Source organism: Synechococcus sp. OH20, from assembly GCF_047502685.1.
GTDB lineage: Bacteria > Cyanobacteriota > Cyanobacteriia > Thermostichales > Thermostichaceae > Thermostichus.
Genome location: NZ_JANSIQ010000006.1, coordinates 43,545 through 68,940, shown reverse-complemented (window position 1 = coordinate 68,940; position 25,396 = coordinate 43,545). Strand labels below are relative to the sequence as shown.

Sequence of the window (25,396 nt, the reverse complement as noted above, 5' to 3'; positions counted from 1 at the left end):
TGTCGGTAGGTTTTGCAACCCTCAACCGGCTGCTGACCTACAAAATTGAGCAGAAGGGCGGTTTGGTCTTGTTTCTTCCCACGCAAACCCTCAAGCCGTCTCAGCGCTGTCCCAAGTGCGGTGCTGTTCACAAGGAGTGGGCAGAGCTAAGTAACCGTTACCATGTCTGTTCTGCCTGTGGGTTTGCGATACCGCGGGACAGGGGAACGGTGATGGTTTTCTACAACGTTGCTACTAATCAGCAACCGGGGTTGGGAACCAGCCTCGTGAGTCTTGGATGCTTCAGCTCTACTTCACAGACCCGGTACACGGGAACGATGAAGCAACTGGGGCAGAAGAAGAGACAAAAATCTCGCCGTAAAGCGGATGGGGAAACCCCACCCGCCTACGCGGTGGGGTAGTTCATACCTACGATGGCCCTATCTACATTGCCGATGCCGTTTGCAACACTCCCTGCCCATGGTCATTCCAAAGGAAAACATCCCGCTGCTTCCGGTCTTTGGGGGAATGCAGCCACCCTCCTACGAGCGAGGGAAAAGAGCCTGGGAGCGGTCAGCGCTGCGTGGCCATAACGAGACTGCAGGAAACTTCCTAGGTTAGAGTGTGTTCAGGAGTACGGGGCTGACGGGGCTCGAACCCGCAACTTCCGCCGTGACAGGGCGGTGCTCTAACCAATTGAACTACAGCCCCAATCGCTGCGAATATCTATTTTGAATCTGGATGAGGATTGTTGTCAATCATGGTGGTGAGTCTGGCAGGGCAGGCCGCAGCCCTTGTGGATAGCGCTCCGCAAAATGGGATCCCAGCAGCGGTGATGCAACAGGTGGCGGATGTGCTCACCCAGGTGGCCCAACATCTGGATCACCTGCAATACACCACCTTGCGCTATCCCGATGGCGGCTGGCTGACGGTGCGGGTGGTAGAAAAGCCCGACCAGACAGAGTCCTCGCCGGGAGGCGAACCGGTCAGCCATGTGTGGATCCCGGCTTTCGGCCACCTGGAAGACGCCCAGGCCACCCTGGCGGAGCTGAGGGAGCGAGCGCCGGAGTTGGAGACTGTGTCTTTTGGGGTTTTGGAGCTGTTGTTCTTGGCGTTGGGCTTTTCCCGGGCTGATGGCATTGTCTTTTACGACCAAGTTGGGAATCGGCAGCAGGGCAAAACCGTGGCCTGCCGAGCTCTGACAGAACAGGTCAACCAATCCCTTCGCAGAGGGGCCTCCCCGGCTTAATGACACTTATCACAAAGCCGGATCCCCGCTCTGCCACCCCCTGTCAACTCAAGATGGCCCCCTGTCGGCGGGCAAACTTCCGCAGCTTCTCGTCCATCCGTGCCCCCCGCAGATCGGCTTTGCAAAAGTTGGTAAAGCGCTTGCTCTGGTCTTCTGGACGGCGAGCCAAACGAACCCTACCGGTCACAGACCAGAGCACCGAGCTGGCCACCAAAAAAGCGATCCCAGCCGCTCCCAACGCATAAACCAAATCACCCGTGGTCAGGCGGACCAGCAAAAAGGCCAGGATACCCGAGCCCAGCAGCCCCCCTAAGCCCGCCAGGATCCCTCCCAACGTCTTGGCCGATCCAGACAGTCGACCTAAAACCTGCAGCCAATAGGGTTGAGGGGTGTTGAAGAGGATGCCGCGCAGATCCGCCCCCTGCAAGTTGGCCCCTGAGAAATCGGCTCCACGCAGATCAGCCTGGCGCAAATCGTAACCGGCTAAGTTTTGGTTGGCAAAGGACTTTCCCCGCAGATCGGCCCCCGCCATGGAAGGGATCCGCGGTGGAGTGGCCGGCTTGATCCGCCCGCCGCTGGTGATGCTGCTGGCTCGGCTCACTTGGGCGAAACCGGTGCTGCTCCCCCACTCAGAGGGGCTGGCTACCGGGCTGCCGCCCGTCATTCCCCCCGCGCTGGACTGAGGGAGAGGAGTGGGCGAGAAACCGCCGGAGCGGTGCTTGGCCCAATAGCCGGAGATCACCGAGGAGCCTGGAGACAGGGGAGAGTCGGACAGCACAATGGGCTGGGAGATGGGGCCGCCTACCTTCTCCACCGGGATCCCTTGCAACGCCCGCAAAACCTCGGTAGCGGTGGCAAAGCGCTGGTTGATGGCCGGCTGCAACATGCGGTGCAAAATGGCGTCGAATTCGGGGCTGAGCTGTAGGCAATCCGACCAATCCCACTCCCCCGTCCCATGGTTATAAAACCTGGCCGGAGATTGCAACGTCATCAGGTTGATACAGGTAGCCGCCAGAGCGTAGAGATCGCTGGAGGGACCGACCGCCTGGCCGGCCACTTGCTCTGGGGGAGAAAAGCCAAGGGAGCGGATCGCAGTCACCTCCGCCGTCTGCTCCTGGGCTGGCCCCAGCTCCTTCACAGCTCCAAAGTCGATCAACACCAGCCGCTGATCCTCCTTGCGGCGAATGAGGTTGGCTGGCTTAATGTCGCGGTGAACGGTGTTGTGGCTGTGGACATAGCTGAGGATCAGCAGCACCTCCTGCATCACCTGCCGGGCCTGTGCTTCCGAAAAGGGCCCATGGCGACGCATTTCCTGCGAGAGGGTAATGCCCTGGATAAATTCCTGCACCAGGTAGAACTTGCCACCTTCCTGGAAGTGGGCGTAGAGCTTGGGGATCTGGGAATGTTCGCCGAGGCGCTCCAACACTTGGGCCTCGCGATTGAACAGCTCCTCCGCCAACTTGGCCAGTTGCGGGGATCCCTCGACCGGGCGCAACTGCTTGATCACCCGCCAAGGTTTGGAAGGCATGTCCTCATCGCGGGCCAAGAAAGTAGCGCCAAATCCCCCCTGGCCGATGCGCTTGAAGGCCCGGTAGCGGTTGCGCAGCAGAAGGGGATGGCCACAGGCGGCACAGGTGGAGGCGTCGGCCGGGTTTTCCGGTTGCAAGCAGGCAGGGTTAAGACAGTAGCAGTTGGACATACCTTTGGGGTTACCGGCTGGCGATCCGGACAACCGACACAGAGCCGAGAACTGGACAGGCCAGTTGTGATAGATACATACAGGTTAGACCAAGGAGAAACAAATTTTGCACAACTGCCTCAGCTAGGCTGATTCTAGCGTCTGCCCCCCCTGGGGATAATCGGAGAAATCGCTTAGTTTTCCGCGGATGAGGGCGGGGGAAACAAGGTCAAGACAACAAGGGCTAGACTGCCCCGCAGGCAGAAAACTTAGAATTGATAAATACACCCATTCTGCCCTGTCATGTTTCCAGCTCTTTCCGGTGCTGCTATTCGGCAAACGTTTCTGGACTTCTACGCCCAGCGGGGCCATCAGGTGTTGCCCAGCGCTTCCCTGGTGCCGGAAGATCCGACGGTGCTGCTGACCATTGCCGGCATGTTGCCCTTTAAGCCGATCTTTTTGGGACATCGGGATCCAGAGTACCCGCGGGTTACAACCGCCCAAAAATGTGTGCGCACCAACGACATCGAGAATGTGGGGCGAACGGCACGCCACCACACCTTCTTCGAGATGCTGGGCAACTTCAGCTTCGGCGACTACTTCAAAAAAGAGGCCATTGTCTGGGCCTGGGAGCTGGTGACGGAGGTGTTCGGCCTGCCGCCGGAACGGCTGGTGGTGAGCGTCTTTCACGAAGATGAAGAGGCTTTTGCCCTCTGGCGAGATGAAGTAGGGATCCCGGCCCACCGCATCCAGCGCCTGGGAGAGGCGGACAATTTCTGGGCTGCCGGCCCCACCGGCCCTTGCGGCCCTTGTTCTGAGATCTACTACGACTTCAAGCCGGAGCTGGGGGATGAGCGGATCGATTTGGAGGATGACTCCCGCTTCCTGGAGATCTACAACCTGGTGTTCATGGAGCTGAACCGGGATAGCGAGGGTCACTTGATGCCGCTGGCCAAGCAAAACATCGACACCGGCCTGGGGTTGGAGCGGCTGGCCCAGGTGTTGCAGGGGGTGCCCAACAACTACGAGACCGACTTGATCTTTCCCATCATTCAAACGGCGGCTGGGATCGCCGGGCTGAACTACGCCAAGGCCGACCCGGAGCAGCAGATCTCCCTGAAGGTGATCGGGGATCACGCGCGGGCGGTGATGCATTTGATTGCCGATGGGGTGCTTCCTTCCAATGTGGATCGGGGCTATGTGCTGCGGCGGCTGATCCGGCGGATGGTGCGCCACGGGCGGCTCTTGGGGATCGGCGAGCCTTTTACCATTCCGGTGGTAGAGACCGCGATTCAGTTGGCCGAGGCTGCCTATCCTCAGGTGCGGGAGCGAGAAACCCTGATCAAAACCGAGCTGCAGCGGGAAGAGGAGCAATTTCTCAAGACCCTGGAGCGGGGGGAACGGCTGCTGCTGGATCTGTTTGCTGCCGTCGAATCTTCCCCTGGCAACGGCGGCTCGCCAAAGCAGATCTCCGGTGCCGACGCTTTCAAGCTCTTCGATACCTACGGCTTCCCGCTGGAGCTGACCCAAGAAATTGCCCAGGAACGCGGCTTCAGCGTGGATCTAGAGGGCTTTGAGCAAGAGATGGAGAAACAGCGGCAGCGGGCCCGCGCCGCCCACCAGACCATCGACCTGACGGCCCAGGGATCCCTGGACGAGCTGGCCGATTTTCTCAGCCAAACAGAGTTTTTGGGCTACAGCCAATCTTCTGCCCGCGGCGTGGTCGAGGCCCTGTTGGTGGAAGGAAAATCGGTGCCCCAAGTTGAGGCAGGGCAAGCGGTGCAGATTGTCTTGGATCGCACCCCTTTCTATGCCGAATCTGGCGGGCAAATCGGCGACCGTGGCTACCTCTCCGGCGACGGCTTGCTGGTGCGCGTGGAAGATGTGCAAAAGCAAGGGGATCTGTTTGTTCACTTTGGCCGGGTAGAACGCGGGATCCTGCGGGTGGGGGATCCGGTGCAAGCTCAGATCGACTTGGCCTGTCGGCGGCGCGCCCAGGCCCACCACACCGCCACCCACCTGCTGCAGGCAGCCCTGAAAAAAATTGTCGATCCCTCCATCAGCCAGGCGGGATCCCTGGTGGCCTTTGACCGGCTGCGCTTTGATTTCACCCTCTCCCGACCCGTCACCCCCGCGGAGCTGGAACAGGTTGAAAACTTGGTGAACACCTGGATTGCCGAGGCCCATGCGGCTCAGGTGGCCATCATGCCCTTAACGGAGGCCAAAGCCAAAGGAGCCGTGGCCATGTTCGGGGAAAAATACGGCGCCGAGGTGCGGGTGATCGACTTTCCGGGCGTTTCGATGGAGCTGTGTGGTGGCACCCATGTCAACAACACCGCCGAGATCGGCCTGTTTAAGATCATCGCCGAGACCGGGGTGGCTGCCGGGATCCGTCGCATCGAGGCTGTGGCCGGGCCGGCGGTGCTGGAATACCTGAACGAGCGGGACAAGGTGGTGCGGGAGCTGAGCGCCCATTTCAAGGCCAAGCCCCAGGAACTGCCGGAGCGGGTCGCCGCCCTGCAGGCGGAGCTGAAGGCCGCCCAAAAAGAGCTGGAGGAGGTGCGCAGCCAGTTGGCTTTGCTGCAGGCCGAACGTTTGTTGTCCGCGGCGGCTGCCGTCGGAGATCTTAAGATCTTGGTGGCGGAACTGGGATCCACCCCCGCCGAGGCCCTCAAAACCGCCGCCGAGCATCTGCTCCACAAGCTGGGGCAAGGGGCGGTGGTGCTGGGCTCGGTGCCGGAAGCCGGCAAGGTCAGCCTAGTGGCCGCCTTTAGCCCGGCGGTGCAGCAACTTGGCCTGAAGGCAGGCTCCTTCATCGGCGAGATCGCCAAACTCACCGGGGGGGGCGGCGGCGGACGGCCCAACTTGGCCCAAGCCGGTGGCAAGCAACCGGAGAAACTGGCAGAGGCTTTGCAGGCGGCCCAGGAACGGTTGCAAGCAGAGCTGATCGCGGCGGCGGGGCGGAGCTCTTAACTTCCTTCTCCCCTTGAGAGAGGGCGGAGGGGAGGGAAGCGGCCCGGAGCGCTCGCGGTGCGTCTCCCACCTGAACCGCTGGCGGCTGTCCGGCCAAGATCCCCTCTGTTGACAGCGCGCTTTGAGGTGAACTCAGGTGAACTTAAATGCCGTCGTAGGGAACGGTGTCTCCGTACCCAAGATGCTCCTCGTCTGATGAGGCGGTGGGCTGCTGCTCTTGTGAAGAATCTGCCGGCTCCCCCTCATCCACCAACACCAGCACCCGCACAAGTTGATTTTTGGGCAATTGTTCCTGCGCCTGCACAGGCAAAATCAGTTGACCTTGGCTGTCGGTGTGAGCCCAGAACTCGTGTGCTTTCATGCTATCTAGCTGGGATGGCGGGGAAAGAAAATCTTATACCAGCTTGCCCCAGGCTCTGGCACAGCCACGGGATCCCTACGCCAAGCTCGCAACCCAGCCCGCATCCGTTGCCGCTTCTGGGCGCGCAGAAAAGAGCCGGGGATCCTGCCATCCCAAATGGGAATGGATCGGCTTCCAATCCTTCCCAACTTGACAGTGCTTCAAGCTGCTGAGGGATCCCCACTTGGTTGTTTTGCATACATGGGCCCAATCCTCAAAAAGACGGGGCTGTAGACCCAGCTTTTGAGTAAAAATTCTTCCTGCTTACAGTCTTGATGCAAATCTTGCCTGTCGTGTCTGAGGGCTGCATCGCAAAGCTGTTAAGATCGGCTCAGCACAGCGATGCCGATCAACAAAAATGCAAGTCAAGAGATGGTTAAAAATCAGTTAAAAACTGGAAATCTCTGGGTTAAGCATTCCAAGACGCATCGGTGTCATCTTGCACTTTGGAGCTTGTTTGGCAATGGTTAAGAGTTTGTTTTCGCTGGGCCGCTCTGCCGTCCTGTTGAGTTTGGGGTTGGCCTTTGTAATGGGATCCCCAGCTTCATCGCCGGTCTTTTCTCAGAGGAGAGCCGGGGCAGAGGGTAAGGTGATCCGGCCTGCTGCCTCGACCAATTTTTACTCGCTATTTTTGGCCGAGATCATCAACGAGGGGTTGCGGGAACTAGGCTATCAGGTTGAGCCCACGCAACAGCTTCAGGTGGCTTTGGCCCATGCCGCTCTGGCCAGCAACGACGTAGATTTTCTCACAGCCCATTCTCTTTCGGCTGCGGCTGCCCAAATGCGCGAGCATGATCTCAGCACTCTGTATGTATTGGATCGCCAGGGGCGTCCTGTGGGGGTTTTATCTCCGGCGTCTCTGGAACAGGCTCTACAGGCAGGAGAGGAAGATATCCACACAGCAATGCGGACAGACTTTCCTCAAGTTCAGGCTTCCACCAGCTTGGAGGAGCTATTTCGCTACTGGGATCGAGAAGTTCCCATCGCCGTTGTAGATCGAGAAGGGCGCTTCAAGGGCGTAGTGGAACAAGCGGAGCTGTTTTCGGTGGTCGGTCGTCTGGGCCAATCTTGTATCCCATCCAAGGCCTACGGCCCGCTAGCGCGAACGGAAAGGGATCCGGGGGAAGACTCTCTTTTCGCGGTCTAACTAACCATGATCTTCCTGGCCAGAAAAAAATAGGCCAGGGCCGCCACACATCAGCCACTTGGATGATCCTATTGAGGCCGGTAGTCTTGACAAGCAAGGTGAGTTGGCCTCAAAAAATCTCAAAAGCTGCTTCCAGGTAATCAACCAACACATAGCTTGCCCCTTCTTGAGAGGGCCGGCGCTCTATCAAGGCGACATCAAAGCGGCAGGACAATTCGCAAAAGTGAGGATGCTGACTCAAGAAGGCTTGGGCAGCTCGGATCAGGCGTCGCTGCTTGGGGATCGCAACCGCCAAAAGCCCACCTTGATCCCAGCTACCGGGGCTGCGGGTTTTCACTTCTACAAAAATCAGCACATCTGCTCTGTGGGCAACCAGATCCAACTCACCCCAACGGCAGCGCCATTGCTGAGCCAGGATCTGCCAGCCTTGCTGACACAGATATTGCCGCACCCAGCCCTCTCCAGCATCGCCTGTATTCTGGCGGGAAGCTCTTCTGGGCAAGGGATCCATGAAAAAATACCAAGAAAAAACCAGTGCTCAGCTCTAGTGGGCGGAGCCATTGCCGTGATATTTGTCGGTGTCGTAAAAGCCGTTGCGGGTGCCGAAGTAAAAACTTGCCAAAGAGAGGGCAAGAGCAACCCCCACCAAGACTAGCTTTGCATCCACGTGGTCTTCTCCTGATTTTTTCTTGAACCGTGACCATGATAACCTGTCTCTCCTGCATAGTTGCGGGAAGCAGCATCAACATCGGCAAGGCACGGCATGTCAGGGATCCCAAAGGGCTACGGGCGCGAACGGAGAGCTTTTCTTGATGAGCTGAGCATGCTACCATTCAGGCTGGAAAGGGAGTAGTCAGGCCGCTTACCGCCCTCTGCATCGACATACTGGCTGAAAACAGCCCGGTGCAAGAGACAAGGCAAGCAGAGGATCTTGCTTTGGTGACGAGACTTTCACTGAGTTCACGCGGAGGTGAGCTTGGTGAGTCCGTCTGACTTCTCCAGCCTTCGCCTCCGGGTGTGAGCCAATTCCACACACAAGAGAGGTTGGAGGCTAAACAATGTGGGCTGGTTTTGCGTCCAGTTTGTTATTGGTCACGGTAGCGGAATTTGGGGACAAGACCTTTTTTACCCCCCTGATTCTGGCTATGCGCCACCCGCGCCGCTGGGTTTTTTTGGGAACGTGGCTGGCTTTGGCCGCTATGACCTTGCTGGCGGTGGTGGCCGGGAAAGTGCTTTTTAAGCTGCTGCCACCCCTGGGTGTGCGAGTGCTATCGGCTGGAGTTTTCGCGGCTTTTGGACTAAGAATGCTCTGGCAAGCTTACCAAATGACTCCCCAGCAGGAGAAGGAAGAAGAGGAAGAAGCCCTCAGACTGGTGGAGCAAGCCGAAGCAAAAGGTGCTGGCCACGGCGGGGCTTGGGCTGTTGTGTGGGAGGCCTTTAGCCTGACCGCCTTGGCCGAGTTCGGGGACAAAACTCAGATTGCTACCGTTTCTTTAGCAGCCACCCATCCGGGATTGAGTGTCTGGGCAGGGGCCACCCTCGGCCATGGGCTGATGGTGGGGTTGGCGGTGGTGGGTGGTCGCTTTTTAGCAGCCCACATCTCTGAACGGGCTGTGCATTGGGTGGGGGGCGGCTTGTTTCTGCTGTTTGCGTTGGTAACCAGTTGGGAATTGTTAGGGTAAACGATTGTAGTTATTTCAAATGGTCATGAAACAGTTTGTTGCGTCAGTGAAGCGGAGCACCGAGGAGTGTAGTCGGGTTTGAAATAACCACAACTACAGGATCTGCTTCCGCTTGGACTACAAAATCTCCTCTCGCCTCATATCCCAAGGGTCCGCTCTGTGTTGAGCTGGTCACATTCTGCCTTTTGGCTATAGAACTTCCATGAAGTCGGGAGAAAAAGTTCGGATTATCCAAATTCCTGTTCGATGATGCGCCAGCGGGCAGTAATCACTCCTGGCTCTAAGCTGAGGCGGCTGACAACCTGTTCTAGAGCCTGGTCATCGCGGGTTTGAGTAACCAGCTCCGCTTCGACTTTAACGAGGTCGGGCTTGTTCTCCAGATCTTCGCTGTAGAGAGCTCGCAATTTGAGATGGGAAGGGGCTATGCCCTGCAGCAGCAGAGCGCGCAGGTGGGCTTCCGCATGGCTTTTGCAAATAAATGAACACTCATAGACCAGTTCCAGTTCTGTGCCTTTGAGGGGCTGCTGGTTGATGCGGTAGCCCAGGGGGCGCAGCAGAATATTGGAAATCAGCACAGCTCCTGCCCCAATAGCGGCTTGGGGAATATACCCCGCCCCGGCAAAGGCTCCCACGGCAGCCGCACACCAGATGGTGGCAGCGGTGTTCAAGCCGCGCACGCTGGCCCCTTCTTTGAGGATGACGCCCCCGGCCAAAAAGCCGATCCCCGACACCACCTGGGCAGCAATGCGGGTCGGGCTGCTTTCATCAGGAGTGAGAACTGAGAGCATGACAAACAAGGCTGAACCGGTGGCCACCAAGGTGTTGGTGCGCAGGCCGGCCATGCGCTGCCGCCACTGTCGCTCCAACCCGATGAGGGATCCCAAAATAAAAGCAACCGTTAGGCGGAAGGTGAAGTCGATCCAGGTCATAGGTCAGGCTCCAGTTCTCGTGGAGGAGTGAGGGCTAGTCGGCTACATCTGGGATCCCAAGGGCTTTGGCCGCCTGTTCCAGAGCCTGCCAGAGGGTTTCCAGTTGAGCAAAGGCCACTTCTGGGGCCAGCTTACCACCTGTTTCTAAAGCGCAGGTTATGCTGACTCGATGGGCGTAGCGCTGCAGCAGCAACCGGAGCTGAGCTGTGGTGGAAGGAGCTTTCAAGGTCATGGCACACCTCCTGAACGAATAATCGGATTCAATCTCAAACCAGCTCCCCCAGGCCGGGGGTAGCCTGGGAGCCGAAGTTGGACTGCAAGGGGAAAAGAGCGGCCTCAGAGCTCGACTTCAACGCCGACCAGCCAAGCTACCAGGGTGAAATACACCCAGAGCCCGGTGAAGTCTTTGATGGTGGTGATGAAAGGGTCTGCCCCGGGAGCGTGGTCAAAGCCCAGCTTTAAGAGGATCCAGGGCAGAATCGCTCCCAGAAAAGCTCCCAAAGTCAACACAATGGCCATAGATAGGCCCACTGCGAGACCCAACTGTGGGATCCCATTGGGTGCTCCCTGCCAGAAGTAAGCAATCACCCCAGCCGCAACCCCTAGAATGACACCAATAATGCCGCCAATACTGGCTTCTCGCAGCAAGTAGCCAAGAAACTGCTTCACGTTGATATGGCCCCAGGCGAGACCACGGGCAAAGATGGTGGTGGATTGGGTGCCAACATTGCCGCCCATATCCATGATCACCGGGATGAAAACAGCCGCCGCTGTAACTGCCTGCAACACTTCCTCAAAGGTTTCAATCACTCCCCCCACCAACATGCCGCCGATCAGGGTGATGATCAAAAAAGTGAGGCGCAAACGCACAGAATACCAGCGGGATCCCTTGACCAGCCGCTCGCTCCACACCTTATCGCGGCTGAGCAAGCTAGCCACCCCGGCCTGGGCCAAAGCCGCATCCGTAGCCTCCTCTTCCACCAAGTTGATCACATCCTCAAAGGTGATATCCCCCACCAAGCGCCCTTCGCTGTCTACCACCGGAATGGCCGGCAAGCCGGAATCCTTAAGCAGGCGGGCTGCTTGCAAATCTCGATCGGTAACCCGAGCAACAATATCCGATCCTTCGATCAGCTCCCGAATGGGTAGGTCGGGATCCACTTTCACCAGCCGCACGGTGCGCACCAGACCTTTGTAGAACCGCTGGTCATCGACCGCAAAGATGACATCCAGCTCGTCGTCCCCCAGTTGGGAGTCGCGCACGCTGGCCAAAGCCGCCCCGACGGTGAGGGTATCGCGCACCGCCAAGTAGCGCAGGTTCATCAGCCGACCGGCACTGCGCTCCGGGTAGTTCAGCAGGATATTCACGGCTTCACGGGCTTCTGGGCTGAGGTTGGCGATCAGCCGCTTGGTAACTTTGGCCGGCAGCTCCTCAAATAGACGCACCCGCTCGTCTGGGGGTAGGGCTTCCACCAGCCGGATCACCTCTGGGTCTTCCATGCTGCGGATGAGATCGGCCTGTTCTTCGGGCCGCAGATACTCAAATACCGCCATAGCTTTGTCTTTTTCCAACAGGCGAAAAGCCAAAACCCGCTGCCGTGGAGAAATCTCCATTAACTGCTGCACCAGCTCGGCAATAGGGGCACGATTGGCCGCTCGCTTGGCGGCTTCCAAAGAGGCGGGAGAGAGAAGATCGCGAAGCATGTTTTGCCGCATAACAAACCTCCGAAGGTTGAAGTTAGCCGGATAAAAGACCCGGAGGGCAACGGCCAACTCGTGCTCCAAAGCTCATGGGAGCCCTGAAGCTGAACGCCTCACAAAACCTTAGACCCGACTCGAAGCCCAAAAGCCCAAGTCGATAAAAGGGATCCCCTGGCCCACGAACACCTACAAAAGCCAAAGCCAGGGGAAGTCCCCTTTGAAGCACTCCTGATTTTCCCTTTTCCGATGCTCAGGTCGAGCTCTGCTCAGCCTATCTGTTCGTCGCCGACCGAGAGAGCCACCCAAGCCAGAAGCTATTTGAGAAAGCTCTCCTGCCCCTTCGCGTTGGCGAAACGGGATCCTCTCAAGCGACGACTGAAGCTGTCAGCGGGAAAAAGGAAGACACCAGTAGGATGTAGGTCTCCAAGGATTTGATCCCCGAAGAGCGATCCTTGCCGGCCAGTGCTACAACTGCCAGAAGCGTCCATGGTGTTGAACGTTTTCCTCCAAGAAAGTTGAACCGGAACAACCCGGACAGCCTGAAGAGGATCTCTTCAGCCCTTTTTAGGCTAGTTGCCGGAGGGGGATCCCGTCAACCTTTTTCTGTCCGGCATATCCGGTGAACGATCAGCGGAGTGGCTGGGGAGCTAAGATCGGGGTAAGTGAACAAGAGAGCACAACCTCTTCCGGGTTCTGCTCCCAGCCTGACTGAGCAAAATCCCTATCCTGGCGGCTTGTGAGCTTGGGGAAACCGCTGCCCATAAACCTATGGCCACCCTTCCCCTGGTTTCTGTGATCTTGGGCACGCGGCCCGAAGCCATCAAGCTGGCCCCGGTGATCCAAGCCCTGCGCACCAGTCCCCATCTGCGCACCGAGGTAATCTTGACCGGGCAACACCGGGAGATGGTGGATCAGGTGATGCAACTTTTTGGCCTGCAGGCGGATCGGGATCTAGGGATCATGCGTCCCCGCCAAAGCCTGACCGATATCACCGAAGCCACCCTGCGCGGCCTTGAGCCTTATTTTCAGGAGCGCCAGCCCCAACTGGTTCTGGTGCAGGGCGACACCACCACCGCCTTCGCTGCTGCTCTGGCCGCTTTCTATCAACGCATCCCGGTGGGGCATGTGGAAGCCGGCCTGCGCACGGATGATCTCTACCATCCTTTCCCCGAAGAGGCCAATCGCCGCCTCATCTCCCAGTTGGCCAGCCTGCACTTTGCCCCCACCCCCCAGGCGGTGGAGAACCTTAAGCGCAGCCACGTGGTCGGCTCCATTTACTGCACCGGCAACACCGTCATCGATGCCCTGCTGCAGGTGGCCTCCCTCGGGCTCCCCTGTCCCATCCCTGGCCTGGACTGGGAGCGCTATCGGGTTTTGTTGGTTACCGTGCACCGGCGGGAAAACTGGGGGGATCCCCTCACAACCATCGCCAAGGCCCTGCTGCAACTTTTGGCCGAGTTCCCCGATACCGCCCTTCTGTTGCCCCTCCACCCCAACCCGGTGGTGCGGGATCCCCTGCAGGCCCTGTTGGGATCCCGGGAGCGGGTTTTTCTCACCGATCCCTTGGACTATCCCTGCTGGGTGAGCGCCATGCAGCGCTGCACCTTCATTCTCAGCGACTCCGGCGGCATTCAAGAAGAGGCGCCAGCTTTGGGCAAACCGGTGCTGGTGCTGCGGCAAACCACCGAACGCCCGGAAGCCGTTGCCGCCGGCACCGCCCGCCTGGTGGGCACCCACCCCGAAAAAATCCTGCAGGCGGCCCGAGAATTGCTCACGGATCCCCAGGCCTATGCCCGCATGGCTCAAGCCCAAAACCCCTTCGGCGACGGCACTGCCGCCCGGCAAATTCACCACATCATCGAGCGGTGGCTTAACTCGCAAGGCCCCAAAAAATAAACAGGAACTGAGGAAGCCCAGACCGTTACTGGGAAAACCGTTTCTTTACCTGTCGCTTTTATTAAGATGGCCAGTTAAATGGACTCTGAAGCGAACAAAGAGCAAGAACCATGAGCACAACTGCCACCACCGTTGTCCGGGTGCCGATTGTGGAGGCAACCCCTGAAAATGTGCGGCCCTTTGGCCAACTGCTGGGGGACGATGTAGCCCATCCCGGGTTGGGGATCCCTTTTTATCAGGGGCGTGTTTTAGAAGGGCAGAACATTGACTTTCAATACACCGGCAAGGCCGTTATCCGTACTGCTAAGATCCTGCCCGGCTACCCGCCTGTGCTCTGGTTGGAGCGCCACCTGCGCATGACCCAGTTGTTTGTCGGCCTGGGGCAGGAGCCGTTCATCATGGTGATGGCTCCCCCCAACCATCCCAAAACCCTCCCCGATCTCGACAAAGTGCAAGCCCTGCGATTCCCCCCTGGGCACGGGCTGCTGCTGCACCGCGGCACCTGGCACGATTTCCCCGTCGCCGGCGAGCGCCCCGTTGTCGTGCTGACCGCCAACTCCGAAGAAGTGGTAGAGGCCCTGGCCAGCATGACGACGGCCCAGGAAATGGATCAGGGGGACGTGTTTAAAATTTCCCTGCCCCAGCGGCTGAACGCGGAGATCCATTTGCAGCCGCTCTAAGCCTATGGGCGGATCCCTGACGGCAACCCCCCCACTGACTCTTTCGGCGCGGAAGCCTTCGGGTAGTTTGCAGAATACCCAAACCTCAGCATTAAAAATCGGCAAAAATTGGCGATTGGTCTGCCAGGCTCTAATTGGGAGGGGTGAGTATTATCGAATACTCTGAAAAGAAAACGCAAGGTTAGCTTTTAGGCAAGCGCAAGCTCGGCTCTGACCGAAGCGCGCTGGGGGCAACAGTTTGCCCTAATTTGGGCTCTACCTACTAGGTGTTCGGGAATACATGCCCTTCGATAGGAACCTCGCTTGTACAAAAGAGGAAGCTTAACTGCGAGAGAAGATTCATAGGCAAAGTACGAAAGCCGCATCCGCCTAGAAGATCCACAAACGTCTTCACCGTTGGCATCGGGGGAGAGTTGACTTATATTAAATCAGCTAGCATGTTCAATACAATATTTGCCAGAATTAAGCTATCTTGAGGGCTGACATGCCATCCAACAATTGGTCGGACTTCCATCCCCCCAATCCTGGGCAAGGCTTGGAGCGAGCCCAGTCAACGCCTTCCCCCTGGAGTGAGCGCTACGTGGGGGAGGACTCTCAGGTCGAGTACGAGAGAAACGGAGCCCAGACCAAGGCGGCGGATCATCCAGAGGAGAACATGCCGAGCAATGCCGCGAAAATTAAGGTGGTGGGCGTAGGGGGGGGAGGTGGCAACGCGGTCAGTCGGATGGCGGCCAGCAACCTCAAGGGTGTTGAGTTTTGGAGTATCAACACGGATGCTCAGGCCCTTGCGCAGTGCTCGACATCAACGGTGAGCCGTCTGCAAATCGGGCAAAAGTTAACCCGCGGGCTGGGGGCAGGCGGCAACCCGGCCATTGGTCAGAAAGCCGCCGAAGAGTCCAGCGAAGAAATTGCAGCAGCTCTCAAAGGGGCAGATTTGGTCTTTATCGCCGCCGGCATGGGAGGGGGCACAGGGACAGGGGGAGCGCCTGTGGTTGCCCAGATTGCCAAGGCCAGCGGCGCCCTGACGGTGGGGGTGGTGACGCGGCCTTTTTCTTTTGAGGGCAAGCGGCGCACCAAGCAGGCTGAAGAAGGGATCCAAGCGCTGCAGGAGGCGGTCGATACCCTGATCGTGATCCCCAACGACAAGCTGCTCTTGGTGATCTCCGAGCAAACTCCTGTGCACGAGGCTTTTCGCGTCGCGGACGATGTCTTGCGTCAGGGGGTGCAGGGCATCTCCGACATCATCCTCATCCCCGGCATGATCAACGTGGATTTTGCCGATGTGCGCAGCGTGATGGCCGATGCTGGCACCGCCCTGATGGGCATTGGCATGGGATCCGGCAAGTCCCGCGCCCGCGAAGCCGCCATTACCGCCGTGTCTTCTCCCCTACTGGAAACTTCCATTGAGGGGGCCAAGGGCGTGCTCTTTAACATCACCGGCGGGCTGGATCTGTCATTGCACGAGGTCACGGTAGCGGCTGAGATCATCGCCGAGGCAGTGGATCCAGAAGCCAACATCATCTTCGGCACCGTGCAAGACGAGCGTATGCAAGGGGAGGTGCGCATCACCGTCATCGCCACTGGTTTTGACGGATCGCGGGCCGCCGCCAGCGCTTCTGCACCCAAAGCCTCTGTCGCCAACAAGGTGGGGGTGGGGATGCGCAAGCCCACCTTTCCTAGCCCTGAGCCATCGCCTCGGCAGCCCCCTGAGCCTGAGCCCCCTGCTTCCGGGGGCTTGGACATTCCCGAGTTTTTGCGCCGCCGCCGCCCTCCTTCGTAGGTTAGAGTAAGGGGATGCGGCTATCCTGGTGCCGGTTGCTGAGAGTGGGGAGTGCTTTGGGGTTAAGCCATGAACATTGTTGTCTTGGCAGGGGGTCGTTCGGCAGAACGTCAGGTTTCTTGGGTAACGGGCAAAGCCTGTAAGCGGGCTTTGGAAGATTTGGGCCATCGGGTGAAGCTGATCGACCCGGAGGAGGATCTGCCGCTGCGCCTTTGGCAGGAACGGCAGGCCGGCTGCGACTTCGTCTGGATTGCCCTGCACGGCCCCGGCGGCGAGGATGGGGTGGTGCAGGGGATGCTGGAGTGGCTGGGCCTGCCCTACCAGGGATCCGGGCCGTTGGCCAGCGCTCTGGCCATGGACAAGCTGGTGTCCAAGCAGATCTTTCGCGGCGCAGGGATCCCCACCCCTGAGTGGCTGGTCTGGGATGAAGCGCAACCGCTCTCCTGGGCCGAGTGCGTGGCGCACTTGGGATCCCCGCTGGTGGTGAAGCCCAGCAACAACGGCTCGACGGTGGGGATCAGCATTGTCCAGGATGAGAGGTCATTTGCTCAGGGGCTGGAGTTGGCCAGCTCGGTCTCCTCGCGGGTTTTCCTGGAGCGCTACATTCCCGGCAAAGAGATCACCCTCTCCATCCTCTCCGGCCAGGTTTTCCCGGCGATTGAGATCATCCCCGCTCAGGGGGATTTTTACGATTACGAAGCCAAGTATGCCCCCGGCGGCTCGCGGCATTTGATCCCCTGTTCCCTCACGGGGTCAGGATTGGCCCGCTGCGAGGCGGCAGGGCTGAGGGCCTATCAGGTGTTGGGATGTGAGGGCCTGGCGCGGGTGGATCTGCGGGTGGATGCCGACGAGAACCCCTGGGTGCTGGAGGTGAATACGTTGCCCGGCATGACCCCCACTTCGCTTTGCCCTGATGCGGCAGCGGCGCTGGGGTGGACGTTTACGGAGCTGGTGGAGCGGATGCTGCAGGATGCCCTGCAAAGGGCGGCTTCGACTCGCCCAGCCCCGTCTGGATCCCGGCCTTCACCACAGCCGGCTTGATCCCCAGCCAGGCTGCTTTCTAGAGAAAGAAAAGGAGCAAAACCGCCACCCCCATCCCGACCATCAGCACTGCCGGCCACAGCCAGGCAATAGGGGATCCGCCTTTGCCAGCAGCTTTCTTGCCGGGATCCTTTTCTTTGGGCTCAGGCTGGGGGCCGGCGGAATCGGGAGCAACCAGCGTCAGATCCTGCAGCAGCCGATTGCCTTGCTTTTCCAGCACGAGCGTAGTCTCCTCAGCGCCCAAGAGAGGATCCCGCAGCGGCTCGGTTTGCTGCCACTCGTATTCGGAATGTCCCGAGGTGCGTCCATAGACCGTCACCTGCTCCAGGCCGGATGGGCCAAATGCCTCCAGCGCGGCTCGCACCTGTTGGGTGAGATGGGGGTAGTCGAGCTGGGTTTGCGGGGAGCGGTTGAGGAGAACGTGCAAATGGCCCTGGCGACGTTTGACGGCAATTTTGACAGGGACAGCCAAGCTGGCCTGCAACGCCTGGGCAATCTCAGCTTCCGTCATTGAGTTTTATTCCGGTGAAGGCAAGCTAATTCTAATACAGGCATGGGACAGGCGCTGGGAGTGACGGCAGCGGCTTCGGGGTAAAATGTAATCCGCATCCCCAATCTGCCCGCCCAGGAGTGATTCCCCGGCAGATCCCGGCATACAACTAGCAGTCTTATGCAAGAAAAAGCCATCGTCCGCAACTATTTCAACACGGTCGGCTTCGAGCGCTGGCGCCGCATTTACGGCAACGAGGAAGTCAATTTCGTCCAAAAAGATATTCGACTGGGCCATGCCCGCACGGTCGAGACGGTGTTGCAATGGCTGGGGGATCCCTCCGGTTTGCGCATTTGCGATGCCGGCTGTGGGGTGGGCAGCCTTAGCTTGCCTTTGGCCGCCTGCGGGGCGCAGGTGTTCGCCAGCGACATTTCCGAGCAAATGGTCAACGAAGCGCGTCGCCGCCAACAGATGGAGCTGGGATCCACAGACAACCCCCAGTTTCAGGTTTTGGATTTGGAGGAACTGACAGGGGAGTACGATGTCGTCGTCTGCCTGGATGTGATGATCCACTATCCCGAAGCCGACGCCCTGCGCATGCTCAGGCACCTGACCGGACTGGCCAAGTCTCGTCTGCTCTTCAGCTTTGCTCCCAAAACTCCCTGGCTGACGCTGCTGAAGAAAGTGGGGGAGTTTTTCCCCGGCCCCAGCAAGACCACCCGCGCCTATCAGCACCGCGAGGCGACGCTGGTGGGCCACCTTGCCGAGTGGGGCTGGAAAGTGCAACAACGGCAAACCATTCAAAGCCGCTTCTACTTTGCCTGGCTGCTCGATCTGGTTCGCTGAAGCCGCCGCCCAGTTACAGTCGTTTCCAATGGCAATGAAACCGTTCGTTGCCTCGATCCCTAACTCCCCTCTCCCTGAGGGAGAGGGGCTGGGGGTGAGGGCTGACTCCCTGAGGGAGAGGGGCTGGGGGTGGTCGCGTTAGCGGCGCGGAGGGCTTGGGCTGACTCCCTGAGGGAGAGGGGCCGGGGGTAGTCGTGTCGGGTAGTTTACTTAAGGTTATCCGCTTGCTCCGGCAAGTCGGGATCCGCTAATTTTAGGAGGGCAAGCCGCGCATCGTCCCGCACTCCCCAATCGGGATCGCGGCTGGCGCTTGTCAGCAATTGCCTTTTCAACATCGCGTAAACGGTGGGATCCTCGAGAGCCAGTCTCACCTGTTGCCCGAAGATCCCCAGGCTCCAGGCACAGTTGCCGCGGACTGCCGCCACCGGATCGTGGGCCAAACCCCGACAGAGGGCTGCCGCTACCTCCTGCAGAGCCGGGCCGGACAACACCTGAGCTTGGGCCAATTGTCCGAGGGCGCTGGCCGCCCAAAGCCGCACTGCCGCGATATCTTCGGCCAACACTTCCAGCAACACCGGATAGGCGCGGGGATCCTTAGCATTGCCCAGGGCCCACACCAGGCCTTTGCGCACATAGCCATTCCAATCCCGGCGCAAGCTGTCGATCAGCACCTCCACCTCAGCGGGATCCGGATTGCGACCCAGGGCATAGGCCGCTCCCACCCGCACCAACGGGCAGGGATCCCTGAGCAAAGCCAACAGGCGCGGGATGGCGCGGGGTTCTTCGATCTCACAGAAGGCGCGGGCCGCCTGCATCCGCAAACGGGGATCCGGATCCTGCAACTGCTGCAGCATCCGCTCCACATCCACCTCCGGCGGCGAGTGAGGTGGCAGCTCGTCTAGGGGTTCAAGAGGAGAAAAAGCGTCTTCATGCATGAAAAGGCGCCCACAGGTTGGTGGAGAGGGCGAGCACAAAACTCTCCCCTCCCCAAGCCACGACAGCCGAACCAGCAGCAGAGCTGCTGCCTATCATAAACCGCCGGGGGCCGCCGTCTGATCTGCTCCTGCTGGATACCTGAGCAAGTCCGCTCCTTCCAGCACCCGCGCCGAGCGGATCACATCCCCCACCTGCAGGCGCTCCACCCACTCCATGCCACTGGTGACATAGCCGAACACGGCATAGCGCCCATCCAGGATCGGCAGAGCAGAGAGGGCGATATAAAACTGGGAAGAAGCCGAGTCGAGAGGGCTGGAACGGGCCATGGCCACCGCCCCCAAGCGATGGGGCAAGGCCAGCTTGCTCAGGGCGATGGGATCCTCGATCAACGTGTTGTAGCGGGGGTGAGGCTCTCCGCGCACCTGGATCTCCAGAGGGATGGTGCGCAAGCGGTTGCTGCCCGGCTCTGGGGCGCCGCCGGTGCCATCTCCCCGCGGATCCCCGCCCTGCACCACAAAGGGCTGGGGATCTTTCTCCACCCGATGGAAGGTGAGACCGTTGTAAAAGCCCCGCTGCACCAAATCCACAAACTGGCCGGCGGTAAGGGGCGCCTCCTCTCCGCGGATCTCCAAGAGGACCTTGCCCACTCCTTCAGCAGTTTGCACCTCTAGCTCCACCACTGCCTTCCCTTGCAGTTGCGGGCGATGGGCGTAGGCCGGCGGGATCCCAGATGGAGAGCCAGAAGAGGGGGGCGCACTGCGACAAGCGAACAGACCGAGACAGAGGTACCCCAAAGCTAAGCCCAATCCCACTCTGCCGCGGCTCATTCGCCCCAGCTTGGCGAATTTCATCTGCCCCTTCTCCCTTTTTCTTTATCGATCCAACCTTCCACGGGGATCCCTCTCCAGACAAAAGAGAGATATCTAGATCCGTTGCGACAACCCCAACTGCAAGGTAACGCTGCGAACGCCGTTGCTCACGCCCACCCCGTAGGGGCTGATGGAGATGACTCGCCACTCTCCCTTCACCGCCTGGCCGACCGGCACCTGCCGCACCACGTTGTCCACCAAGATCAAGGCTTTAGGGGCACCCGGATCGTGGATCAACCCCACCAACTTCATCTGGGGCGGCGGTTGAGGCGGGATCCGCGCCGGCGGAGCAGACCTTCGAGCGGCAGGAGGAGCGCTGGCTGCCGCTGCAGGGATCGTTCTCGCCGCCGGCTTGGCCACGACCTCTCCGCTGGGCTCCTGAGAGATAACCTTTTCAGGCAGATCCAGGCGACCTTCCTCCTCTGAAGCCGAGGACGGCTCTTGGGCTGGCAGGGAAGCGGAATAGGCAGGCCCAAGCGCCTCGACGAGATCGGGATCCCTTTGCCGAGGTGGATCGGCCTGTGAGAAAACCCCTGATCGCGGGCGCGGAGTCATCCAAAAAGCCAGCCCCGCCACCAGCGTGGCCGCCAAAGCTAAACCCAGCAGCAGTCCGCCGCCAGCCGAAGAACGGCGGGAAAGCAACGGGGGGCGCGTACCCAAATAGGGATACTCCTCCGCTCCCTCTGCCTCAAGGCTGTGCTCCAGATCCCCAAACAGCTCATCAAACAGAGAATCTGCCTGCCTCACTTGGCCAGACCATACCCAAGGAGAACGACGGCCCCTGGCTGCTGAAGTATCCAACCCGGACATAGAACCTCTCTGGCCTCACGGTGGGGATCCCGAGGCGTTGAGACACTCAGCCGACTGTTGCCGTCTCCTCAGCCCAGCTCCCTCACAGGAGCCGCATTTCCGGGTACTCGGTCAACAGCGCCTCCGCCGACAGGGTGTCTCCCTCCAACTGCGGCGTCCACAGCACCTCGATGGCCACAATCCGCTCGGCCGGGATGGCAGCCAACTGCATCAGACACTGCCGCAGCTCCGCCACGGAATTAACTACAGGTAGTGTACCCAAGTTGCCACGATACGCAACCAATAGAGTTACCACCAGGTATTCGCCCACGTCCGGGATCCCAGCAGCAGCGCGCTTCAGCGCCGCTTGGGGAACCTGTTGGATTTGGTTATTGCGGTTGGTGAGGGTTTCGGCGCTAAACTTGCTGCGCTCTTGCAAAGAGGCTTGGTAGAACAGGGATTCGGCGCGGGGGAGGGGCAGCTTCTCCACCTGGGCATGGCCGTAGGCCCAGTAGTCGCTGTAGCGCATCAGGCTCAGACTGACATTCTGCAACAGTTGGCTCAGCCCCTCCGGCGACTGGGTGTCTGATTCCAGAGCCAGAGCGTTGATCTCCTTTTGCAGTTGCCGGGCGCTGGCCAGCAGGCCCACTTTCACCTGGGCCACGGTTACCAGCGGGTCGCCAACCCCGTCCTCTCCATCTTCGGAAACAGCCGAGCGCAGGCTGCGCACCAAAAAGCTGCCGGCCCCAATCAAGAGCAGCAGTGTCAGCAGGCCGCCACCGCCCCCCCAGAAAAAGGGCACCACCAGGGGGAACCCGAACCCACCCCCATAGCTGGGGTACACCGGAGCCGAGCGAGGGCCAATGGAGCGGGGCGCAGAGAACGTCGGAGACCGGAAAGAGCCGCCCCCAATACGACCACCACTGCGGGCCCAGACGGCGCTCACGGGGGCCAAAGCCAAGATCAAGGCCAGGGCAACGGCTAGCAAAGGCCGGCAGACGCGACCAATTCGTTTCAGCATGTTCACGGTATTTCTGTCCATCACGGGGCTAGTCTTCCTCAATTGTATGCTCTTTCCTTAAACAGCAGAGGGCAGGGATCCGAACCCTTTAACCGGCCATTTGAACCATTGCTAATCCCCGTCGATTGACCTCTCAGCATCCAACTCAGGATCACTTCAATCTGGCCTATTGAGACTATCGACGGAGCCGACCGCAGTCGTGTTAGGGTCTGGGAGGTTGCCAGGAGGAGGGGCAATGCAAACCGGAGCAGAGGCTCAAATCCAAGAGCAAAAAAAGGAAGGGGGATCCCGGAGGGACGTTCGGCTGTTGGTGGTGGACATCGATGGCACGATTGCCGGGCCTTCCAACCAGGTTTCGGAGCCGGTGCAGCGGGCCATTCAAAAAGCCAAAGCCGCAGGTGTGCGGGTGGCGATTGCGACGGGTCGGATGCATCGCTCTGCCGAGCGGTTTCACCACGCCATTGGGGCCGATATGCCCCTCTGCAGCTATCAGGGGGCGCTCATTCGCGATCCCGACAGCCAAAAAACCTTAAAACACTGGAGCCTGGACTGGCGGCTGACGGAGGAGCTGTTGCAGGTGCTGCAGGATCAGCCGGTGGGGGTGCACCTCTACATCGATGACCAGCTCTATGTGCGAGAGCTCAGCCCCCTCAGCCAAGCCTATGCCGAACGCTCCCAGGTGCCGCTCCAGATGCTTTCCCCCGCCCAATATGGGCAAAGCCCCACCAAGATCCTGGCTGTTTGTGAAGATACGGAGTTTTTGCAGGCATTACAGGGATCCCTGCGGCGGCAGTATTCTCCTGAGCAGCTCTACCTCACTCGCTCGGAGCCGATTTTTTTGGAGGCCGCCCATCCGGCGGTGAATAAGGGCAATGCCGTTCGTTTTCTGGCAGAAGAGCTGCTGGGGGTGTCGGCGGAGCAGGTGATGGCCATCGGCGATGGCGACAATGACATCGAGATGCTGCGGTATGCGGGGATCGGGGTAGCGATGGGGAATGCCTCGCCGGCTCTGCTGCCCCACGCCGATTGGGTGGCTCCCCCCGTCAGCGAAGATGGGGTGGCGGTGGCCATCGAGACTTTTATTCTCAACTAGGCAGGGAGCCGATGGTGGGTTTGGCTGCTTCTCCTTTTCCCCAAGTCACGCTGCGTCCAGAACAGCAACGGGCATTGGCGTATCGTTCGGGACCTCTGGGGATCGCGGCAGTCCCGGGGAGCGGCAAGACGTTCATCCTGGAGCTGCTGATTGCCGACCTCATCCTGAATCGAGGGATCCCGCCGGAGCGCATCGGGGTGTTCACCTACATGCGGTCGGCGCGGGGCAATCTGATCAGCCGCATCAACCAACGCCTGCAAGAGGCGGGCTATCCGGAGCGTTTTACCCAAGCTTTTACCTTGCATTCGCTATCGCTGCGGGTGTTGCGGGAGGCCCCTGGCCTTTGGGAAGAGCTGTCCATCCTGGAGGGATATGAACAGGAGCGCCTGCTCAGCCGTCTCTGCCGCGCCTGGCTCGCCCACCACACCCACCTCTGGGAGCCGCTGATTCCCCCCGACGATTCCCACCAGAAGGTGGTTCGAAACCGGACGCGGTTTCGGCGTAGCTTCCAGCAGATGGTGCAGGCGGTGATCAGCACGGCCAAGAATCTGCGTCTGGGGCCGGAGCAGATCCCTGCCGACAGGGAGGGCTATCTGGGCTGGGCCGCCCCCCTCTATGCCGCCTACCAGGCGGAGCTGCGTCGCCTGGGCAAGCTGGACTACGACGACCTGGGCTGGCAGGCGGTGGAGCTGATCGAGCGCGACCCTGTGCTGCGGCAGCAGGTGCAAAGCTGGTACGACTACCTGTTCGAGGACGAGGCCCAGGACAGCTCCCCCCTGCAGGAAGAGCTGCTGCGGTTGCTCAGCCAGCGCGCCGGCAACCTGGTGCGGGTGGGGGATCCCAACCAAAGCATCATGGGCACCTTCACCACCGCCGAGCCACGGCTGTTTCGCGCCTTTTGTCAGGCCAATCCCCGAGTAGTCTTAGAAGAGTCCAGCCGCAGCGCCCCCCAGATCCTCGAGTTGGCCAACCGCCTGGTGGACTGGGTGAACCAGAAGCACCCCATCCCGGCCCTGCGCACCGCCCTGGCTCCCCAGCACATTCGTCCGGCCACCGCTGGCGGCCAGAATCCCCCGGCCAGCGAGGGTCAGGTGGAGTTTCGCCGGGTAGCCGGATCGCCGGAAGAGGAATTGCAGGAGGTAACACGGTGGGCCCTGGCAGCCGCCCAAGCCTTCCCCGACCAGACGGTGGCCATTCTGGTCACCACCAATGAGCTGGGGGGCAAGGCCCTCGACTATCTGCGGGAACTGGGGGCGGAGCGGGTGATCGATCTGTTGCGGGGCAACCCCAGCCAGCGGCGGGTGTTGCTGCAACTCAAGGGAATAATCGACTGGTTGGCCCAGCCCACTGTCCCCGCTCGCCTGGCCGCTGCTGTGGATCACCTGGCCGACTGGGCCGGGATCCCGCGCCTGGAGCTGGGGCCGATGTTGAACTGGATCCGCGCCTCGCTGCCGGAGCGGCTGCTGTTTCCCCAGTTTGGGGAAGCCCCTACTTTGCCGGATAGCCCCTCTTGGCAAAGCTTAGGCCGGCTGCTGTGTACCCTAGCCAGTTGGCTACGGGCCGGGCGTTCTCCCTGGGCAGAGGCGCTGAATGTGATTGTCCAAAGCCTCTACCGCAAGCCGGAAGAACTGTTTGTAGGTCACTACGTCATCGACCAGTTGGAGCAGGTGCTGGGATCCCTGCCTGAGGTCGATTGGCAGGAGATTGCCCAAGAATTTCAGGTGATTCTGGATCGCCACCTTAACAACCTGCCCTCGGAGATCTTTGCCTTCGACCCCGAGCCGGGCAGCATCACCGTCGCCACGCTGCACCGTGCCAAGGGGCTGGAATGGGATCAGGTGTTCATCCCCCAGGTGTCGGCCTACGAGTTTCCCGCCCAGCACGGGGAGCGACCGGTGGGGCTGAAGTTTTTGGAAGATGTAGACATGAAAGCAGAGGCCCTGGCCCAGTTGCGACAGCTCAGCCCCAGAAGGTATTGGGAGCTGCAGGCCAACTCTCCTACCGAACAGGCCTTTCTAGACTTGGCGGCAGAGCGGTTGCGGCTGCTATACGTGGGCATCACTCGCAGCAAACGGCGGCTCACCCTCTCGGTCTCCAGCCAATCCCCCTATGGCAAAGAGCAGAGTGCATCTTTGGCGTTTCGCGTGTTAAGCCGCCCTTCCGAAGCGAGTTGACAGCGAGGCCTCTGGTTCTTCCTTGCCCCGCGGCAGCCTGCTA

General features: G+C 60.0%; 24 protein-coding genes and 1 tRNA gene. 12 read left to right on the top strand and 13 right to left on the bottom strand.

Annotated features, from left to right (window positions below):
• Positions 1-401 (top strand): zinc ribbon domain-containing protein (locus NW826_RS01375; RefSeq protein ID WP_414509246.1); only part of this gene is annotated, 401 nt, incomplete at its 5' end.
• A gap of 215 nt (positions 402-616) precedes the next feature.
• Here NW826_RS01375 and NW826_RS01370 read toward each other — a convergent pair.
• Positions 617-690: transfer RNA gene (locus tag NW826_RS01370), tRNA-Asp, on the bottom strand.
• A 49-nt stretch (positions 691-739) separates the two neighbouring features.
• On the opposite strand from NW826_RS01370, the gene NW826_RS01365 reads away from it, so the two are divergent.
• Positions 740-1,228, top strand: coding sequence for a hypothetical protein (locus tag NW826_RS01365; RefSeq protein WP_414334319.1), 489 nt, complete (start codon positions 740-742; stop codon positions 1,226-1,228).
• Positions 1,229-1,271: 43 nt separating this feature from the next.
• On the opposite strand, the gene NW826_RS01360 is transcribed toward NW826_RS01365, so the two are convergent.
• A complete protein-coding gene (locus NW826_RS01360) occupies positions 1,272-2,927 on the bottom strand; it encodes a protein kinase domain-containing protein (protein ID WP_414509245.1) in 1,656 nt (551 codons plus the stop codon).
• Between the two features lie 282 nt (positions 2,928-3,209).
• Between NW826_RS01360 and alaS the strand changes: the two genes are divergently transcribed.
• Positions 3,210-5,879 carry an alanine--tRNA ligase gene (gene alaS / locus NW826_RS01355; RefSeq protein ID WP_414349066.1) on the top strand — a complete coding sequence of 890 codons (2,670 nt, stop codon included), beginning with the start codon at positions 3,210-3,212 and terminating at the stop codon, positions 5,877-5,879.
• A 142-nt stretch (positions 5,880-6,021) separates the two neighbouring features.
• Here alaS and NW826_RS01350 read toward each other — a convergent pair whose 3' ends face one another.
• The gene (locus NW826_RS01350; RefSeq protein WP_414349065.1) at positions 6,022-6,240 is read right to left on the bottom strand and encodes a hypothetical protein; all 219 of its coding nucleotides are present in this window, start codon (positions 6,238-6,240) and stop codon (positions 6,022-6,024) included.
• A gap of 502 nt (positions 6,241-6,742) precedes the next feature.
• Between NW826_RS01350 and NW826_RS01345 the strand changes: the two genes are divergently transcribed.
• On the top strand, positions 6,743-7,426 hold the full coding sequence (locus tag NW826_RS01345) for a CBS domain-containing protein (RefSeq protein ID WP_414336804.1): 684 nt from the start codon (positions 6,743-6,745) through the stop codon (positions 7,424-7,426).
• A gap of 109 nt (positions 7,427-7,535) precedes the next feature.
• Here the strand turns inward: NW826_RS01345 and NW826_RS01340 are convergent, their stop codons facing one another.
• Complete coding sequence (locus NW826_RS01340; protein WP_414368059.1) at positions 7,536-7,937, bottom strand: YraN family protein; 402 nt, start codon at positions 7,935-7,937, stop codon at positions 7,536-7,538.
• A gap of 33 nt (positions 7,938-7,970) precedes the next feature.
• A complete protein-coding gene (locus NW826_RS01335) occupies positions 7,971-8,093 on the bottom strand; it encodes a hypothetical protein (protein WP_414335069.1) in 123 nt (40 codons plus the stop codon).
• Between the two features lie 391 nt (positions 8,094-8,484).
• Here NW826_RS01335 and NW826_RS01330 point away from each other — a divergent pair, with 391 nt between their 5' ends.
• Positions 8,485-9,108, top strand: coding sequence for a TMEM165/GDT1 family protein (locus tag NW826_RS01330; protein ID WP_414509244.1), 624 nt, complete (start codon positions 8,485-8,487; stop codon positions 9,106-9,108).
• A 227-nt stretch (positions 9,109-9,335) separates the two neighbouring features.
• Here NW826_RS01330 and NW826_RS01325 read toward each other — a convergent pair whose 3' ends face one another.
• The 3 genes from NW826_RS01325 to mgtE form a co-directional block, all read right to left on the bottom strand.
• Positions 9,336-10,037 carry an MgtC/SapB family protein gene (locus NW826_RS01325; RefSeq protein WP_414335071.1) on the bottom strand — a complete coding sequence of 234 codons (702 nt, stop codon included), beginning with the start codon at positions 10,035-10,037 and terminating at the stop codon, positions 9,336-9,338.
• Positions 10,038-10,071: 34 nt separating this feature from the next.
• The gene (locus NW826_RS01320) at positions 10,072-10,269 is read right to left on the bottom strand and encodes a hypothetical protein (RefSeq protein WP_414509243.1); all 198 of its coding nucleotides are present in this window, start codon (positions 10,267-10,269) and stop codon (positions 10,072-10,074) included.
• A 104-nt stretch (positions 10,270-10,373) separates the two neighbouring features.
• Positions 10,374-11,741, bottom strand: a complete 1,368-nt coding sequence (gene mgtE, locus NW826_RS01315) for a magnesium transporter (RefSeq protein ID WP_414336797.1) — start codon at positions 11,739-11,741, stop codon at positions 10,374-10,376.
• A gap of 765 nt (positions 11,742-12,506) precedes the next feature.
• Between mgtE and wecB the strand changes: the two genes are divergently transcribed.
• The 4 genes from wecB to NW826_RS01295 all read left to right on the top strand — a co-directional run bounded on the left by wecB (position 12,507) and on the right by NW826_RS01295 (position 17,135).
• Positions 12,507-13,634, top strand: coding sequence for a non-hydrolyzing UDP-N-acetylglucosamine 2-epimerase (gene wecB, locus NW826_RS01310; protein ID WP_414509242.1), 1,128 nt, complete (start codon positions 12,507-12,509; stop codon positions 13,632-13,634).
• Positions 13,635-13,744: 110 nt separating this feature from the next.
• Positions 13,745-14,314, top strand: coding sequence for an ureidoglycolate lyase (locus NW826_RS01305; protein ID WP_414336795.1), 570 nt, complete (start codon positions 13,745-13,747; stop codon positions 14,312-14,314).
• Between the two features lie 655 nt (positions 14,315-14,969).
• Positions 14,970-16,094 carry a cell division protein FtsZ gene (ftsZ, locus tag NW826_RS01300; RefSeq protein WP_414509248.1) on the top strand — a complete coding sequence of 375 codons (1,125 nt, stop codon included), beginning with the start codon at positions 14,970-14,972 and terminating at the stop codon, positions 16,092-16,094.
• 69 nt (positions 16,095-16,163) lie between these two features.
• The gene (locus NW826_RS01295) at positions 16,164-17,135 is read left to right on the top strand and encodes a D-alanine--D-alanine ligase (protein WP_414509241.1); all 972 of its coding nucleotides are present in this window, start codon (positions 16,164-16,166) and stop codon (positions 17,133-17,135) included.
• 19 nt (positions 17,136-17,154) lie between these two features.
• Here NW826_RS01295 and NW826_RS01290 read toward each other — a convergent pair whose 3' ends face one another.
• On the bottom strand, positions 17,155-17,646 hold the full coding sequence (locus NW826_RS01290; RefSeq protein ID WP_414509240.1) for a hypothetical protein: 492 nt from the start codon (positions 17,644-17,646) through the stop codon (positions 17,155-17,157).
• Between the two features lie 159 nt (positions 17,647-17,805).
• On the opposite strand from NW826_RS01290, the gene bchM reads away from it, so the two are divergent.
• On the top strand, positions 17,806-18,471 hold the full coding sequence (bchM, locus tag NW826_RS01285) for a magnesium protoporphyrin IX methyltransferase (protein ID WP_414509239.1): 666 nt from the start codon (positions 17,806-17,808) through the stop codon (positions 18,469-18,471).
• Positions 18,472-18,677: 206 nt separating this feature from the next.
• Here the strand turns inward: bchM and NW826_RS01280 are convergent, their stop codons facing one another.
• The 4 genes from NW826_RS01280 to NW826_RS01265 all read right to left on the bottom strand — a co-directional run bounded on the left by NW826_RS01280 (position 18,678) and on the right by NW826_RS01265 (position 22,107).
• Positions 18,678-19,406 carry a HEAT repeat domain-containing protein gene (locus NW826_RS01280; RefSeq protein ID WP_414509238.1) on the bottom strand — a complete coding sequence of 243 codons (729 nt, stop codon included), beginning with the start codon at positions 19,404-19,406 and terminating at the stop codon, positions 18,678-18,680.
• Between the two features lie 93 nt (positions 19,407-19,499).
• Positions 19,500-20,258: a peptidylprolyl isomerase gene (locus tag NW826_RS01275; RefSeq protein WP_414336790.1), complete on the bottom strand. Its 759-nt coding sequence runs from the start codon at positions 20,256-20,258 to the stop codon at positions 19,500-19,502.
• Between the two features lie 72 nt (positions 20,259-20,330).
• The gene (locus tag NW826_RS01270) at positions 20,331-21,086 is read right to left on the bottom strand and encodes a hypothetical protein (protein ID WP_414509237.1); all 756 of its coding nucleotides are present in this window, start codon (positions 21,084-21,086) and stop codon (positions 20,331-20,333) included.
• 82 nt (positions 21,087-21,168) lie between these two features.
• Complete coding sequence (locus NW826_RS01265) at positions 21,169-22,107, bottom strand: DUF1517 domain-containing protein (RefSeq protein ID WP_414335157.1); 939 nt, start codon at positions 22,105-22,107, stop codon at positions 21,169-21,171.
• A 214-nt stretch (positions 22,108-22,321) separates the two neighbouring features.
• Between NW826_RS01265 and NW826_RS01260 the strand changes: the two genes are divergently transcribed.
• Both NW826_RS01260 and NW826_RS01255 read left to right on the top strand, forming a co-directional pair.
• A complete protein-coding gene (locus NW826_RS01260) occupies positions 22,322-23,179 on the top strand; it encodes a Cof-type HAD-IIB family hydrolase (protein WP_414509236.1) in 858 nt (285 codons plus the stop codon).
• A gap of 11 nt (positions 23,180-23,190) precedes the next feature.
• Positions 23,191-25,353: an ATP-dependent helicase gene (locus tag NW826_RS01255; protein WP_414509235.1), complete on the top strand. Its 2,163-nt coding sequence runs from the start codon at positions 23,191-23,193 to the stop codon at positions 25,351-25,353.
• Positions 25,354-25,396 lie beyond the last annotated feature (43 nt).

Bases quoted from the DNA above. Each gene is read 5' to 3' on its own strand.
- NW826_RS01320 (WP_414509243.1), bottom strand. From the start codon at position 10,269: ATGACCTTGAAAGCTCCTTCCACCACAGCTCAGCTCCGGTTGCTGCTG.
- ftsZ (WP_414509248.1), top strand. From the start codon at position 14,970: ATGCCGAGCAATGCCGCGAAAATTAAGGTGGTGGGCGTAGGGGGGGGA.
- NW826_RS01360 (WP_414509245.1), bottom strand. From the start codon at position 2,927: ATGTCCAACTGCTACTGTCTTAACCCTGCCTGCTTGCAACCGGAAAAC.
- NW826_RS01305 (WP_414336795.1), top strand. From the start codon at position 13,745: ATGAGCACAACTGCCACCACCGTTGTCCGGGTGCCGATTGTGGAGGCA.
- mgtE (WP_414336797.1), bottom strand. From the start codon at position 11,741: ATGCTTCGCGATCTTCTCTCTCCCGCCTCTTTGGAAGCCGCCAAGCGA.
- NW826_RS01365 (WP_414334319.1), top strand. From the start codon at position 740: ATGGTGGTGAGTCTGGCAGGGCAGGCCGCAGCCCTTGTGGATAGCGCT.
- NW826_RS01350 (WP_414349065.1), bottom strand. From the start codon at position 6,240: ATGAAAGCACACGAGTTCTGGGCTCACACCGACAGCCAAGGTCAACTG.
- NW826_RS01275 (WP_414336790.1), bottom strand. From the start codon at position 20,258: ATGAAATTCGCCAAGCTGGGGCGAATGAGCCGCGGCAGAGTGGGATTG.
- NW826_RS01345 (WP_414336804.1), top strand. From the start codon at position 6,743: ATGGTTAAGAGTTTGTTTTCGCTGGGCCGCTCTGCCGTCCTGTTGAGT.
- NW826_RS01270 (WP_414509237.1), bottom strand. From the start codon at position 21,086: ATGTCCGGGTTGGATACTTCAGCAGCCAGGGGCCGTCGTTCTCCTTGG.
- NW826_RS01340 (WP_414368059.1), bottom strand. From the start codon at position 7,937: ATGGATCCCTTGCCCAGAAGAGCTTCCCGCCAGAATACAGGCGATGCT.
- NW826_RS01265 (WP_414335157.1), bottom strand. From the start codon at position 22,107: ATGGACAGAAATACCGTGAACATGCTGAAACGAATTGGTCGCGTCTGC.
- NW826_RS01255 (WP_414509235.1), top strand. From the start codon at position 23,191: ATGGTGGGTTTGGCTGCTTCTCCTTTTCCCCAAGTCACGCTGCGTCCA.
- wecB (WP_414509242.1), top strand. From the start codon at position 12,507: ATGGCCACCCTTCCCCTGGTTTCTGTGATCTTGGGCACGCGGCCCGAA.
- bchM (WP_414509239.1), top strand. From the start codon at position 17,806: ATGCAAGAAAAAGCCATCGTCCGCAACTATTTCAACACGGTCGGCTTC.
- alaS (WP_414349066.1), top strand. From the start codon at position 3,210: ATGTTTCCAGCTCTTTCCGGTGCTGCTATTCGGCAAACGTTTCTGGAC.
- NW826_RS01330 (WP_414509244.1), top strand. From the start codon at position 8,485: ATGTGGGCTGGTTTTGCGTCCAGTTTGTTATTGGTCACGGTAGCGGAA.
- NW826_RS01290 (WP_414509240.1), bottom strand. From the start codon at position 17,646: ATGACGGAAGCTGAGATTGCCCAGGCGTTGCAGGCCAGCTTGGCTGTC.
- NW826_RS01260 (WP_414509236.1), top strand. From the start codon at position 22,322: ATGCAAACCGGAGCAGAGGCTCAAATCCAAGAGCAAAAAAAGGAAGGG.
- NW826_RS01325 (WP_414335071.1), bottom strand. From the start codon at position 10,037: ATGACCTGGATCGACTTCACCTTCCGCCTAACGGTTGCTTTTATTTTG.
- NW826_RS01280 (WP_414509238.1), bottom strand. From the start codon at position 19,406: ATGCATGAAGACGCTTTTTCTCCTCTTGAACCCCTAGACGAGCTGCCA.
- NW826_RS01295 (WP_414509241.1), top strand. From the start codon at position 16,164: ATGAACATTGTTGTCTTGGCAGGGGGTCGTTCGGCAGAACGTCAGGTT.